Source organism: Bacteroides eggerthii, from assembly GCF_025146565.1.
Taxonomy (GTDB): Bacteria; Bacteroidota; Bacteroidia; order Bacteroidales; family Bacteroidaceae; genus Bacteroides; species Bacteroides eggerthii.
This window is the reverse complement of the sequence record NZ_CP102258.1, coordinates 668,457-682,859: the sequence shown is the minus strand read 5'-3', so window position 1 is coordinate 682,859 and position 14,403 is coordinate 668,457. Positions and strand designations below refer to the sequence as shown.

Sequence of the window (14,403 nt, the reverse complement as noted above, 5' to 3'; positions counted from 1 at the left end):
GGAATGTGCAAGATATGAAATCCCCCTCATACTGTCATTGAAGAAACGCAGTATGAGGGGGATTTTATATCTTGATACGCCTTTTAGTTGAATCATAAGGCGTATCTCTGCTTGCTGTATAAAGAATATTTATTTGTACTGTCCCCAGTCTACATTCTTCATATCTCCGCTTTTTGCCAGTTCGGCATGCATAGCCAAAGCGGCGCGGACGGCATGCGGAGTTTGAGCTTTGCCGTCAGTCAGTTTCAGGTAATCCCACAGGATATTCTTGTAGTCCGGATGAACGCAGTTTTCGATGATGGCTTGTGCGCGTTCTTTCGGGCTCTTGCCGCGCAGGTCGGCAACGCCTTGTTCGGTGACGATGATGTTGACATCGTGTTCGCTGTGGTCCACATGGGAAACCATGGGCACAATGGCGCTGATTTTACCTTCTTTGGCAACAGACGGACAAGTAAAGATAGAGATATAGGCATTACGCGTAAAGTCTCCTGAGCCGCCGATGCCGTTCATCATCTTCGTACCGCCGATATGGGTGGAGTTGACGTTTCCGTAGAGGTCGGCTTCGATGGCCGTATTGATGGAAATAACTCCTAAGCGGCGTACAATCTCAGGGCTGTTGGAGATTTCCGACGGACGGAGAACCAGCTTGTCGCGGAAGAAGTCCATATCTTCGTAGATGCCGTTCAGACAGTCGTTGGTTACGGTCAGCGAGCAGGCGCTGCCGAACTTCACGCGGCCGTCGCGAATCAGTCCGATAACCGAGTTCTGAATTACCTCTGTGTACATTTCGAATGCAGGGATTGTCTTGTCACGTCCCAAAGCGCCTAATACTGCATTGGCTATATTTCCTACGCCCGACTGTAAAGGCAAGAAAGTAGAAGGAATAATGCCCCGCTTCATATCTGCGGCAAGGAAGTCGGCCACGTTCTGTCCGATCTTGTCGGTCAGCGGGTCGGGGTCGGCAAAGCCGCGTGCTTCGTCCGGCCAATTGGTTTCTACAATGCCGACAATCTTTTTCGGGTCAACCTGAATATAGGGCTGTCCGATGCGGTCGCTGGGCTTGAAGATGGGGATTTCGCGGCGATAAGGCGGATCGAGCGGTTCGTAAACGTCGTGCAGTCCCATGGCGTTTTTGCTGTGGGCGGCGTTCAGCTCTACAATGATCTGGTCGGCCAGACGGCAGATCGTAGGAGCGATACCTCCGGCGGCAGTCAGGTAGATTTTTCCGTCGGGTGTCACTTCACATGCTTCGATGACGGCAACATTTACTTTGCCCATGAAGCCGTAGCGTACCTCCTGTGCCATTTGTGACAAATGGATGTCATTATAGGCAATCTCACCGTTGTTCACCGCTTTACGGAAATCGACGTTTGTTGTGTAGGGAGCGCGGTAACGGATTGCTTTGGCGCGTGAAAGGATGCCGTCACAGGAATCACCGGTTGAGGCGCCTGTAAAAATGCCTATCTGAAAAGGATTTCCTTTGGCATGTTCCGCTTCTGCAATTTTTGCCAGTTCGGCCGTTACGGCTTTGGCTGTTCCTGCGGGAGTAAATCCGCTTAAGCCAATGTTGTAGCCATGTTTGATCAGGCTCGCAGCTTCTGCTGCTGAAATGTAATTAAATGCCATAATGTATAGTTATTTTTTTCGTGTAAAGGATCAACTTTCAATTACATTAATACTTTCGTTGTAATATTTCTCCCCAAATAATGGCCTTACGCGCTTCCTCTACCGAATGTATTTCAAATTCAGAGGAGGTATCAGCCTGTTCGGGAAATGCATTGTCTGTGTTTTGATGACTCTGGGGTTGCCTTTGGATAGGTGTATGTTTTTTTTCTGTTTTCTTGGTCTTCTTTTGTGGTGTGATGATAGTTTCGGGAAAGGGACTGTCTTCATCGGGCATAGGCATGACAGGACTGCCGCCGGTTTTCTTATTTGCTTCTTTCTTTGCTTGCCTGACGAAACCTACTGCGATAATGCCTATAACTAACAGAAATTTGAAGATGTCTTCCATAAGCCTTTATTGTTTTTTCCACCGCCAAAGGTAATTATTTAATCTGATTGTAACCAATAAATTGGCATTAAAAAAGGGCAGCTTCACAGCTCCCCTTTTATTTTTTAACCTAAACCTTAACTATGAAAAAATCTAATGTTTCTTTCATTTCACAAAAATGGAGATTTATTCCTACAATGCCAAATTAACACTCGGAAAATGTTTAGTTGCTTAACATTAATTAGTAGAAATGCATCGAATAGAGGAACTTATGTGTTATTTTTCCGTAGTTTCACTGCTTTTTTGGGAGTGAAGATGTATCTTTGCGGCGAAACCAAAAAAATAAGAAATGATGGAAAATGTGACGGGAGCAGACTTTAAATCTGCAACTGCTGATGACAACAAGAAGTTGTTCATCGAAACCTATGGCTGCCAGATGAATGTGGCGGACAGTGAAGTGATAGCTTCTGTGATGCAGATGGCGGGATATTCCGTAGCCGATACGCTGGAGGAAGCGGATGCGGTGTTTATGAATACCTGTTCCATTCGTGACAATGCCGAACAAAAGATTTTAAACCGTCTAGAATTTTTTCATTCGCTCAAGAAGAAGAAAAAGAACCTGATTGTCGGTGTGTTGGGATGCATGGCGGAGCGCGTCAAGGACGATTTGATTACGAATCACCATGTCGACTTGGTGGTAGGTCCGGATGCTTATCTCACTTTGCCCGATTTGATAGCTGCCGTAGAGGCAGGGGAGAAAGCCATTAATGTGGAGCTCTCCACAACGGAAACTTATCGCGATGTGATACCTTCGCGTATTTGTGGAAATCATATATCGGGTTTTGTCTCCATTATGCGCGGCTGTAACAATTTCTGCACGTACTGCATCGTTCCCTATACCCGCGGACGCGAGCGTAGCCGCGATGTGGAGAGTATTCTGAATGAAGTGTCCGATTTGGTGGCCAAGGGTTATAAGGAAGTGACCTTGTTGGGGCAGAATGTCAACTCTTACCGTTTTGAGAAGGCGGATGGAGAAGTGATAACCTTTCCCATGTTGCTACGCATAGTAGCCGGGGCTGCTCCGGGTGTCCGCATCCGTTTCACTACTTCCCACCCCAAAGATATGAGTGATGAAACGCTGCAAGTCATAGCGGAAGTTCCCAATGTATGCAAGCATATACATTTGCCCGTACAAAGCGGGAGTAGCCGTATATTGAAACTGATGAACCGTAAATATACTCGTGAGTGGTATCTGGAGCGTGTTGATGCCATTCGCCGTATCGTTCCGGATTGTGGATTGTCTACGGATATATTCTCCGGTTTCCACTCGGAAACGGAAGAGGATCACCAGCTTTCCCTCTCCCTGATGGAGGAATGTGGTTATGACGCCGCCTTTATGTTTAAGTATTCCGAACGTCCGGGTACGTATGCCAGCAAACATCTGCCGGATGATGTGCCTGAAGAAGTGAAAATTCGCCGCCTGAACGAAATCATCGCTTTGCAAAACCGTCTTTCCGCCGAGGCCAACGCCCGCTGTGTGGGTAAGACTTATGAAGTGTTGGTGGAGGGCGTTTCCAAACGTTCACGCGACCAGCTTTTCGGACGCACCGAGCAGAATCGTGTAGTGGTTTTCGACAGGGGTGCGCATCGGGTAGGTGATTTTGTGACTGTGAAGATTACGGAAAGCAGCTCGGCGACACTGAAAGGAGAAGAAGTCTGATTTCTGCGGAAACTTTTCCGGAAAAGTTTCCGCAGGTGATATATATAATATATATATAAATATAATCAAGTAATATAATAATATATCACTTGTGCGAAAATAAAATTCCGATATCATCCGATGGTATCGGAATTTCATTTTTACACAACCCATTCTTCTTTGGAAATATTATTGTGTTTTCATTGTTTTCGGTCCCCCCCAGGGGGGGCTCCTTAAATCCCTTGAGTTTATTCTTGAAATGCCCTGACTTTTATCTGTAAATGCCTGGTGTTTGCCTTTGGAATGCCCGGTATTTGTTTCTGAAACTCAGGGCGAACGAATTAAATCATACAGGCCTCTATGCAGCTTTTCCCGTTTTTGGTATTTAATTAATGCTGAGGACGTTTTTATTTCATCGTTATTATTAAATCTCCTTAATGAAAACCTTGTAAATCACTTTTTATTTGTTATTTTGCACCAAATTTAGGATAATTGCGGTCTGTTCGGTTTAGATTGCACTTCCTTATTGGTAAACGTTCGATGAATAAACTCACTATAAAAGCTTGTCCGGTATGTGGTGGAACGCATTTGGAGCGTACCCTGACCTGCATAGATCATTATGCTTCGGGTGAAGTATTCCACTTGTGCGGTTGTCGGGACTGCGGTTTTATTTTTACTCAAGACTTTCCCGTCGAAGCTGAAATCGGACGTTATTACGAAACTCCCGATTATATTTCCCATTCGGACACGAAGAAAGGAGTGATGAACTCGGTGTATCATTGGGTGCGCGGCTATATGCTGAAACGCAAGGCCCGTCTGGTGGCACATGAGGCGCATCGCAAGACCGGGCGTTTGCTGGATATAGGTACGGGAACCGGCTATTTTGCCGACACGATGAAACGTGGAGGCTGGCAGGTGGAAGCTATTGAAAAGAATGCCCATGCGCGCGCATTTGCCAAAGAGCATTTCGGCTTGGAGGTGAAACCGGATACGGCTTTGAAGGATTTTGAGCCGGACAGTTTCGATGTCATCACCCTATGGCATGTCATGGAGCATCTCGAACCGTTGAATGAGGTCTGGGAAACTCTGAATTCGTTGCTGACCGAGAAGGGAGTGCTGATTGTGGCCGTACCCAACTGTTCGTCGTACGACGCCAGAAAATACGGTGCTTATTGGGCTGCATACGATGTTCCCCGACATTTGTGGCATTTCACTCCAGGCACTATTCAGCAACTGGGTTCCAAGCATGGCTTTATTCTGGCGGAACGTCATCCCATGCCGTTCGATGCTTTTTATATCTCCATGCTGACAGAGAAGAACATGCGTCATTCGTGCCCGTTTGTAAGAGGAATGATTACCGGAACATTGGCATGGCTTCATGCACTGGTGAAGAAAGAGCGCAGCAGCTCCATGATTTATGTGTTTCGTAAAAAAAGATGATAGAGTGGCAGAACGGTAAGGTGACAGACCGGGCGTTGTAGTTGGTAATTAGTAATTTGTGGTTCAATGAAGATTAAACATAATTCGGTATCCTACTTTGATATGCAGTTCGTTACGTCCAGCATAAGCACCACGTTGGTACTGCTGCTGCTGGGATTGGTGGTGTTCTTTGTGTTGGGAGCCCACAATCTTTCCGTATATGTAAAGGAGAATATCAACTTTTCCATTCTTATCAGTGACGACATGAAGGAGAGTGACATCCTCAAATTGCAGAAGAAGCTGGATAAAGAGCCGTTTGTAAAGGCTACGGAGTATATCTCTAAGAAACAGGCGCTTCGTGAACAGACAGAGGCTATGGGAACGGATCCGCAGGAATTCCTCGGCTACAATCCTTTTACGGCGTCCATTGAGGTCAAGTTACATTCTGATTATGCCAATTCGGACAGCATTGCCAAGATAGAGAAGAAAATCAAGAAGAATACGAACATTCAGGAAGTGCTTTATCAGAAAGATCTGATAGATGCGGTGAATGATAATATTCGCAACATCAGCCTGATGCTGTTGGGACTGGCGGTTATTTTGACTTTTATCTCCTTTGCGCTGATAAACAACACGATACGTCTGACTATCTATTCCAAGCGTTTCCTTATTCATACCATGAAACTGGTGGGGGCGAGCTGGAGCTTTATCAGGCGTCCGTTCTTGCGGCGTAATTTCTGGATAGGTGTGCTGTCGGCTGTCATCGCCGATGCCGTTTTATGGGGAGCCGCTTATTGGCTGGTTTCTTATGAACCGGAACTGATCAGGGTCATCACCCCCGATGTGATGTTGCTGGTTTCCGTTTCCGTACTGATATTCGGAGTGCTTATTACGTGGTTGTGCGCGTTGCTTTCCATTAACAAATATCTGAAGATGAAGGCAGGCACACTGTACTATATATAGCAGACGAAAGGTGAGGAATTAAATAGTAAATCGTTAAATAGTAAATAAATGAGTAAACAGAAGTTCGCTTTTGACAAGACCAACTTTATTTTGCTTGCTGTCGGCATGGCGGTGGTAATACTTGGTTTTATTTTGATGACCGGTCCTGTATCTACACCGACGCATTTCGAACCGGATATTTTCAGTGTAAGACGTATCAAGGTGGCTCCACTGGTCTGCCTTTTGGGGTTTGTGTTTATGATATACGCTGTGTTGCGTAAACCGAAAATAAAAGAGGAAACAAAAGAATGACTATGGGAGATTTGAGTACGCTTGAAGTGATTATTATAGCTATTGTAGAGGGATTGACAGAGTTTTTGCCGGTTTCGTCTACGGGGCACATGATTATTACGCAGAATCTGCTGGGTATAGAGAGTACGGAGTTTGTGAAAGCCTTTACGGTGATAATACAGTTTGGTGCAATTCTTTCAGTGGTTTGGCTGTATTGGAAGCGCTTTTTCCGTCTGAACCATACACCGGTTCCGGAGGGGACTTCCGCATTGAAACGCTTTCTGCATAAGTTCGATTTTTATTGGAAGTTGCTGGTGGCATTTGTCCCGGCGGCCATATTGGGTTTCCTGTTCAGCGACAAGATTGATGAGATGCTGGAAAGTGTGACCGTAGTGGCTGTGATGCTTGTGATCGGCGGCGTGTTTATGCTGTTCTGCGACAAGATATTCTCAAAAGGCAGCGAGGATACTGTCCTGACGGAGAGGAAGGCTTTCAATATTGGTCTGTTCCAGTGTATTGCGATGATACCGGGCGTGTCACGTTCCATGGCGACCATTGTTGGCGGTATGGCGCAGAAGATGACCCGTAAGGCTGCGGCTGAGTTCTCTTTCTTTCTGGCCGTTCCCACAATGTTTGCAGCCACGATGTATAAGATGCTGAAACTCTTTTTGGATGGCGGAACGGAGATTATCATGAATAATATGCCGGCATTGATAATCGGTAATGTGGTGGCTTTTGTGGTAGCTCTGCTTGCCATTAAGTTCTTCATCAGCTTCGTGACGAAATATGGCTTTAAGGCGTTTGGCTGGTATCGTATTATTGTTGGAGGAATCATCCTTCTGCTGTTGCTCACAGGACACAATCTAGAGGTGGTGTGATGATGGATTTTAAAGAAGGCGAAGTTCTGTTTTTCAATAAGCCGCTGGGCTGGACATCGTTTAAGGTCGTAGGGCATGCCCGTTACCATATCTGCCGGCGGATAAAAGTAAAGAAGCTGAAGGTGGGGCATGCAGGTACGCTCGATCCTCTCGCTACGGGAGTGATGATAGTGTGTACGGGCAAGGCGACGAAGCGGATTGAAGAATTCCAATACCATACGAAGGAGTATGTGGCTACCATTCGGTTGGGTGCTACCACTCCCTCTTATGACCTGGAACACGATATAGACGCTACCTATCCTACGGAACATATTACGCGGGAACTGGTAGAGGAAACCTTGAAGCGGTTTGTAGGTGAGATACAGCAGGTTCCGCCTGCATTCTCGGCTTGTATGGTGAACGGTAAACGCGCGTATGACCTTGCCCGCAAGGGGGAGGAAGTGGAGCTGAAGCCCAAATTGCTGGTGATTGACGAGATTGAGCTGCTGGAGTGCAATCTTCCGGAGATCAAAGTCCGGGTGGTATGCAGCAAGGGAACTTACATCCGCGCTCTGGCACGCGACATCGGTGAAGCTCTGCATAGCGGTGCCCACCTCACTGCTTTGGAACGTACACGCGTGGGGGATGTCCGTATAGAAGATTGTCTCGACCCGCTCGCGTTCAAAGAGTGGATAGACGGACAAGAAGTCGTAATAGAAGAAAATTGATTATTAACACAGTGCTGTTGTCTTGCGCTTCATCGGCACATTGGCACATCGGCACATTAGCACATTATAATTATGAAACTGTCGCAGTTTAAATTTAAACTTCCTGAAGAGAAGATTGCCTTACATCCTACAAGGTATAGAGATGAGTCACGCTTGATGGTACTACACAGAAAAACGGGCGAAATCGAACACCGTATGTTTAAGGATATTCTGGAGTATTTCGATGATAAGGATGTATTTATTTTTAATGATACGAAAGTATTTCCCGCCCGTTTGTACGGCAACAAGGAGAAGACCGGCGCCCGTATCGAGGTATTTCTGTTGCGTGAGTTGAATGAGGAGTTGCGCTTGTGGGATGTGCTGGTGGATCCTGCCCGCAAAATTCGTATCGGTAACAAACTTTATTTCGGTGAGGATGATTCTATGGTGGCTGAAGTGATTGACAATACAACCTCACGCGGACGTACTCTCCGTTTTCTTTATGACGGGCCGCATGACGAGTTCAAGAAAGCTCTGTATGCGTTGGGCGAAACTCCGCTGCCGCACAGCATCATCAACCGTCCGGTAGAACCGGAGGATTCGGAGCGTTTCCAGTCTATTTTTGCCCGTAATGAGGGTGCTGTAACTGCTCCGACGGCGAGCCTGCATTTCAGCCGCGAGTTGATGAAGCGCATGGAGATTAAAGGAATTGACTTTGCCTACATCACTCTGCATGCCGGTTTGGGCAACTTCCGCGATATTGATGTGGAGGATCTTACAAAACATAAAACCGACTCTGAACAGATGATTGTTACGGAGGAAGCTGTAAAAATTGTGAACCGCGCCAAGGATGTGAATAGGCAAGTGTGCGCCGTAGGTACTACGGTGATGCGTGCGATAGAAAGCACCGTCAGCACAGACGGTCATTTGAAGGAGTATGAAGGCTGGACAAACAAGTTTATCTTCCCTCCGTATGACTTTACGGTTGCCAATGCAATGGTGTCCAACTTCCACATGCCGCTTTCCACCCTGTTGATGATTGTTGCCGCTTTCGGCGGTTATGAGCAGGTAATGGAGGCCTATAACGTAGCGTTGAAGGAAGATTACCGTTTCGGCACTTATGGCGATGCAATGCTGATTACGGATAAGTAAAGAGTGATTGGCATTAAGTGAATCTATTTTGTTTTGATGTACGTTTACTTTAGTTTAGGAACTAATCTCGGCGATAAGGAGCATAATCTCCGTCTCGCCGTCCGGAAAATAGAAGAGCGGGTGGGGAAAGTAATTTCTCTGTCCGCTTTTTATACCACCGCTCCATGGGGCTTTTCCTCCGAACACACATTCTTGAATGCGGCGGCTTGTGTGGAGACACTGCTTCCGCCGTTGTCTGTCCTGCATTTCACTCAGGAGATAGAACGTGAAATGGGACGTACGCATAAATCTGTCGGCAGGGTATATAGTGATCGGGTGATAGATATAGACTTGCTTTTATACGGTGACCAGGTGCTGGATACTCCCGAATTGAAGTTGCCTCACCCGCTGATGCACGAACGCCGCTTTGTGTTGGAACCGTTGGTGGAGATTGCACCGGATCTGGTACATCCTGTATTAAAGAAAAAAATGCTGGAATTGTTGTGAAAAAAATAGTATCTTTGTTTCCATGCATTAATAATCTTGCTCATGTTCAGATGTTTGACTCTCATATTATTCCTTTTTTGTTTTTATTCCGGTTTGGTGGCTGCGGATAAGACAGATGATAATGCTCTGCTGTTGCAGTTGGATAAGATGATTGAGCAACGGGAGGTCTATCAGAAAAAGGTGGAAAAGGAGATTACGGAGCTTCGCAAAATGCTGGATTATGTGGGAGATGATAAAGCAAAGTTTGATATTTTGAGTGATTTGTTTGTCATGTACCGCTCTTTTAAAGTCGATACGGCACTGATTGTAGCGGAGGAGAGATTACAGTTGGCGGACAGGCTGGGTGAAGAGTATGTCAATCAAGGATTAATGAACCTGGCTGATGCTTTGAATAAGATAGGAAAACATGAAAAAGCATTGGAGGTTCTTGACAGAGTGAAAAGAACCGAGGCGGTACGGAAGGATACTTATTTTTATTATCTGTATCACACTACCTATTTGTCCTGCTATAATGATGAAACGGAAGCCTCCAAAAAGCGGCTGTTTATGCAACAGATAAAGGCTTATAAGGATACTTTGATAGCTATCAGCGACCCCAATACGGCGAGTTATGTGACCAATAAATGCGGTCGTTTGGGCTTGCAGGGAAAATGGGATGAGGCTATCCAAATACTGTCCGGATATTATGAGCATTGCGCGGATACGAACCCCGACAAGGCGAGTGTGGAATATTTGTTAGCGGAATTATATTTGGGCAAACGTGATATGCAGCAGGCGAAGCATTTCCTTATCCGGGCTTCCATTACCGACATAGCTAATGCCAAGAAAGTATACATGTCTTTGCAGCAATTGGCAATTCTACTTTTTCAGGAAGGGGATATTGCAAGAGCTTATAATTACATCTCCTGTTCATTGGAAGATGTGAGTTTCGGGAAAGCTCGTTACCGTATTATAGATATTGCCGAATATCTTCCTATTATCAAAGCAGCTAATGACAGCCGTATCAAAGCTGATAGAGACAGAGTCTTATTTTTTCTTTTGACTTTATCCATACTTGTTATTGCATTGGTTATTGTCTTCTTTTTCCTTCGTAAGAAAAATCGTAATTTGCTGAAAGTAAAGCAGTCGCTGGCCGAACAGAATCGGCGCTTGCAAGAGATGACCGGGAATCTAACCCGGATGAATGAAGAAATTAAAGAATCCAACCATATTAAGGAGGAGTATATCGGTTTGTTATTCAACATCTGCTCCGAATATATTTATAAGCAGGAGAATGACCGCAAGAGTTTACTGAAAATTGTTAATACCGGTTCTATGGCGGATATTTCCAAAATGCTTCATAATCAGTCTTCGACTACAGAAGATTTTAAATTATTCATCAGCAAGTTTGATACTATATTCCTATCTATTTTTCCGGATTTTGTGGAATCGTTCAATGCTCTGTTGAAAGAGGATGAGCGTATACAAGTAAAAGAAGGTGAATTGTTAACTCCCGAATTACGTATCTATGCACTTATTCGCTTAGGTATCAATGATAATTCCAAAATAGCCAATTTCCTTCACTATTCACTTCAAACAGTATATAATTATCGTTTGAAAATGCGGAATAAAGCGATTGTTCCTGGAAAAGACTTGGCTGTTCAGGTACAAAAGCTTTAAAAAATACTTCCTTTGGACTTACTTTTGTAACTTATAGGTCATTTGTTATCTTATTGTAAATAAGCGCATTAATTTATTGTATCTTTTCCTTTTACTTACTTTTTTACTCACTACCTTTGTTTGGCGAATTTGTAATATCTACTTTCGCTCACAATCTAATTAATACCGGATTTTGGTATACTTTGTTACACTTTAATTTAAAAACATTATGAAAGGCAAGAAAAATCCAGAGACTTTTGGAAGAAAGTGGCGGTATCTGTTTATGATACTTGCTTTGGTTTTCAGTGTAGGAGTTTCTGCACAAAAGACAGTTGTGAAAGGCAATATTCTTGATAAGGATAATCTACCTGTTATCGGAGCCAATATTTTAGAAAAAGGGACGACAAACGGTACAATCAGTGATGTAGATGGTAATTTCACAATTACCGTAAGTGATCCCAAGGCTGTTTTACTCATTAAATATATCGGCTATAAAGATGTAGAAAAAGTGGTTTCTCCAACGATGAAGATTGTGATGGAGGAAGATAGTGAGATGCTCGAAGATGTAGTCGTTATAGGTTATGGAAGTGTGAAGAAATCTGATGCGACAGGTTCGGTAACAGCCATCAAGCCGGATGATTTTAATAAGGGGTTGCGTACTACTGCCCAAGATGCGTTGGTAGGCAAAGTGCCGGGTGTAAATGTCGTTTCGAGCTCCGGTGCTCCGGGAGCGGGTGCTACTATCCGTATCAGAAGCGGTGCATCACTCTCTGCGTCCAATGATCCGTTAATCGTTGTTGATGGTGTGCCGGTGGATAACTCTACTATCGAAGGTGGTGGAAATGTAATTGGCGGTATCAATCCGAATGATATTGAAACATTTACCGTATTGAAAGATGCTTCAGCCACTGCTATCTATGGTTCCCGGGCATCTAATGGTGTGATTGTGATTACTACTAAGAAGGGTTCCGACTCCAATCTGCGTTTCAACTACTCCACGAACCTTTCTGTAAGTACTATTACGGAAAAATTGGATGTGCTTTCTGCTGATGAATTTCGTGAATTTGTCCCTACGGTATCGGGAGTTCCGAGCTCTGTAACTTTAGGGACGGCTTCCACTGATTGGCAAGATGAAATTTACCGTACGGCATTCGGACAAGAACATAATTTTTCCGTTTCTGGTAAGGTGAAGAAAAATGCACCTTATCGTCTGTCGGTAGGCTATAATAATCAGAATGGTGTGGTGAAAACCAACAATTATGAACGCTTTACCTTTAATGGAGGTATATCGCCCAAGTTTTTTGATAACCATCTTACCGTTGATTTGAACGTTAAGGTATCGTATGAAGACAATCAGAAAGTGGATGAAAGTGTTGTTAATAATGCACTGCGATATGACCCTACTCGCCCTGTTATGACCGGGAGTGCAACGGGTGCTGATGAGCCGGGATTGGGCTATTTTATTTGGATGAATGGAAATTCTCCCATGGCTATCCAAACCGATAACCCTGTGGCACAACTTGAATTGCAGGATTTACACAATAAAGTAACTCGCTCCATTGGTAATGCCGCTATCAATTATAAAGTGCATCGTTTAGAGGATTTGCAGTTGAACGCAAATTTGGGTTATGATGTGCTGAGAAGCAAATATACCAAAAATGTGCCCGATATGGCCGGTATGATGTATACATCTAACATGAAAGACGGTACAGGGCTTATGTATGATTCTAAACAAAACAAGCGCAACTATTTATTAGACTTATACGCCAACTACTCTCATGTGTTCAATGAAAAACACAATTTCAGTGCGATGGCGGGATACGGTTGGCAGCATTTCTGGAAAAAATTCGATGCAACCACTCTTTCTCCGGAAGGAAAAGAGCTGTTTTCACCAAATCATTATGAGTCTGAGTATTACCTGCTCTCTTTTTACGGACGTCTGAATTATTCGTATGACAATCGCTATATGATTACTGCTACTTTACGTTCGGATGCCTCTTCACGTTTTGCCAAGGACAATCGTTGGGGATTATTCCCTTCTGTTGCATTGGGATGGAAAATCAGCCAAGAAGCATTCTTGCGCGATTCGGAAGTATTGTCAGACTTGAAACTACGTTTGAGCTACGGTCAAACCGGACAGCAAGATATTTTGAATGACTATCCGTATATGACTACTTTTACGGTATCTTATCCGGAATCTTGCTATCAGTTTGGAGATAAATGGTACTATACCTATCGTCCGAACGGTTATGACTCGGATATCAAGTGGGAGACTACCGAAACTTATAATATCGGTTTGGATTACGGTTTCCTTAATAATCGCATTTACGGTTCTGTCGATTATTACCAACGCCATACGAAGGATTTGCTGAATACTATTAATGTAATTTCAGGAACCAACTACTCTTCCGTCATAACAACGAATATTGGCGAGATGGATAATAAAGGTGTGGAATTTGCCATTAATGCAGTGCCTATACATACAAAAAATTGGAAATGGACAGTAGGCTTGAATTACACGTGGAATGATTCTGAAATCACGAAGTTGAATGTTATCGATTCGGATGCTAACTTTGTGCAGACAGGAGCTATTTCCGGTACGGGCAAGACAGTTCAGGTATTTATGGTAGGTCAGCGTCCCTATACTTTCTATCTGGCAAAACAAGCTTATGATGATAATGGCAAACCGATTGAAGGACAGTATGTGCAGCCGGATGGCTCCATCTCTGCCACAGAAACAAAATATGCTACGAACAAAAGCGCACTACCGACTTCCTACCTGGGATTCAATACCCAGCTAACTTATAAAAACTGGGATTTTGCTATCAGCGGACATGGAGCATTTGGCAACTATGTATACAACTATGTAGCTGCCGACCAATACGTACAATCTGTATACAGTGATCAAGGAAACTTCTCCAATATATTGCGCAGAACTAAAGACTCCGGTTTCCAGAACCAGCAACTTTATTCGGATTATTTCTTGGAAAAAGGAAACTTCTTCCGTATTGACAATATCTCTTTAGGATATACTTTCCAGAAACTTTGGAATGGATCAAGTTCTTTACGTCTGACTTTGGGGGTACAAAATGTTGCTACCTTTACAGGTTATTCTGGTATTGACCCGGAGATTTACAGCGGCATTGATAAAGAGGTATATCCTCGTCCACGCGTATTTTCATTAAGTGCTAATTTAAATTTTTAACGGCTTAAAACTATACA

General features: G+C 44.1%; 12 protein-coding genes. 10 read left to right on the top strand and 2 right to left on the bottom strand.

Features of this window, described 5'->3' with window-relative positions; genetic code table 11:
* Positions 1-129 precede the first annotated feature (129 nt).
* Both NQ546_RS02880 and NQ546_RS02875 read right to left on the bottom strand, forming a co-directional pair.
* The gene (locus tag NQ546_RS02880) at positions 130-1,626 is read right to left on the bottom strand and encodes an acetyl-CoA hydrolase/transferase family protein (protein WP_004291809.1); all 1,497 of its coding nucleotides are present in this window, start codon (positions 1,624-1,626) and stop codon (positions 130-132) included.
* 46 nt (positions 1,627-1,672) lie between these two features.
* Complete coding sequence (locus NQ546_RS02875; RefSeq protein WP_004291808.1) at positions 1,673-2,011, bottom strand: hypothetical protein; 339 nt, start codon at positions 2,009-2,011, stop codon at positions 1,673-1,675.
* 331 nt (positions 2,012-2,342) lie between these two features.
* Between NQ546_RS02875 and miaB the strand changes: the two genes are divergently transcribed.
* The 10 genes from miaB to NQ546_RS02825 all read left to right on the top strand — a co-directional run bounded on the left by miaB (position 2,343) and on the right by NQ546_RS02825 (position 14,386).
* Positions 2,343-3,710: a tRNA (N6-isopentenyl adenosine(37)-C2)-methylthiotransferase MiaB gene (miaB, locus tag NQ546_RS02870; RefSeq protein WP_039953541.1), complete on the top strand. Its 1,368-nt coding sequence runs from the start codon at positions 2,343-2,345 to the stop codon at positions 3,708-3,710.
* Between the two features lie 519 nt (positions 3,711-4,229).
* Positions 4,230-5,129: a class I SAM-dependent methyltransferase gene (locus NQ546_RS02865; protein ID WP_004291806.1), complete on the top strand. Its 900-nt coding sequence runs from the start codon at positions 4,230-4,232 to the stop codon at positions 5,127-5,129.
* A 66-nt stretch (positions 5,130-5,195) separates the two neighbouring features.
* Entirely contained in the window at positions 5,196-6,071 is an 876-nt protein-coding gene (locus NQ546_RS02860; RefSeq protein ID WP_004291805.1) for a cell division protein FtsX, read from the top strand.
* Between the two features lie 48 nt (positions 6,072-6,119).
* Entirely contained in the window at positions 6,120-6,362 is a 243-nt protein-coding gene (locus NQ546_RS02855) for a DUF3098 domain-containing protein (protein ID WP_004291804.1), read from the top strand.
* 2 nt (positions 6,363-6,364) lie between these two features.
* Positions 6,365-7,219: an undecaprenyl-diphosphate phosphatase gene (locus NQ546_RS02850; RefSeq protein ID WP_039953540.1), complete on the top strand. Its 855-nt coding sequence runs from the start codon at positions 6,365-6,367 to the stop codon at positions 7,217-7,219.
* The gene (truB, locus tag NQ546_RS02845; protein WP_004291802.1) at positions 7,219-7,926 is read left to right on the top strand and encodes a tRNA pseudouridine(55) synthase TruB; all 708 of its coding nucleotides are present in this window, start codon (positions 7,219-7,221) and stop codon (positions 7,924-7,926) included. Before NQ546_RS02850 ends, truB begins: the two co-directional genes overlap by 1 nt.
* A gap of 72 nt (positions 7,927-7,998) precedes the next feature.
* Positions 7,999-9,057 carry a tRNA preQ1(34) S-adenosylmethionine ribosyltransferase-isomerase QueA gene (gene queA / locus NQ546_RS02840; RefSeq protein ID WP_004291801.1) on the top strand — a complete coding sequence of 353 codons (1,059 nt, stop codon included), beginning with the start codon at positions 7,999-8,001 and terminating at the stop codon, positions 9,055-9,057.
* A 36-nt stretch (positions 9,058-9,093) separates the two neighbouring features.
* On the top strand, positions 9,094-9,543 hold the full coding sequence (gene folK / locus NQ546_RS02835) for a 2-amino-4-hydroxy-6-hydroxymethyldihydropteridine diphosphokinase (RefSeq protein WP_004291800.1): 450 nt from the start codon (positions 9,094-9,096) through the stop codon (positions 9,541-9,543).
* Positions 9,544-9,585: 42 nt separating this feature from the next.
* Positions 9,586-11,202, top strand: coding sequence for a DUF6377 domain-containing protein (locus NQ546_RS02830; RefSeq protein WP_004291799.1), 1,617 nt, complete (start codon positions 9,586-9,588; stop codon positions 11,200-11,202).
* A 208-nt stretch (positions 11,203-11,410) separates the two neighbouring features.
* Positions 11,411-14,386 (top strand): SusC/RagA family TonB-linked outer membrane protein, encoded by a 2,976-nt coding sequence (locus tag NQ546_RS02825; RefSeq protein WP_004291798.1) that lies wholly within the window; start codon positions 11,411-11,413, stop codon positions 14,384-14,386.
* Positions 14,387-14,403 lie beyond the last annotated feature (17 nt).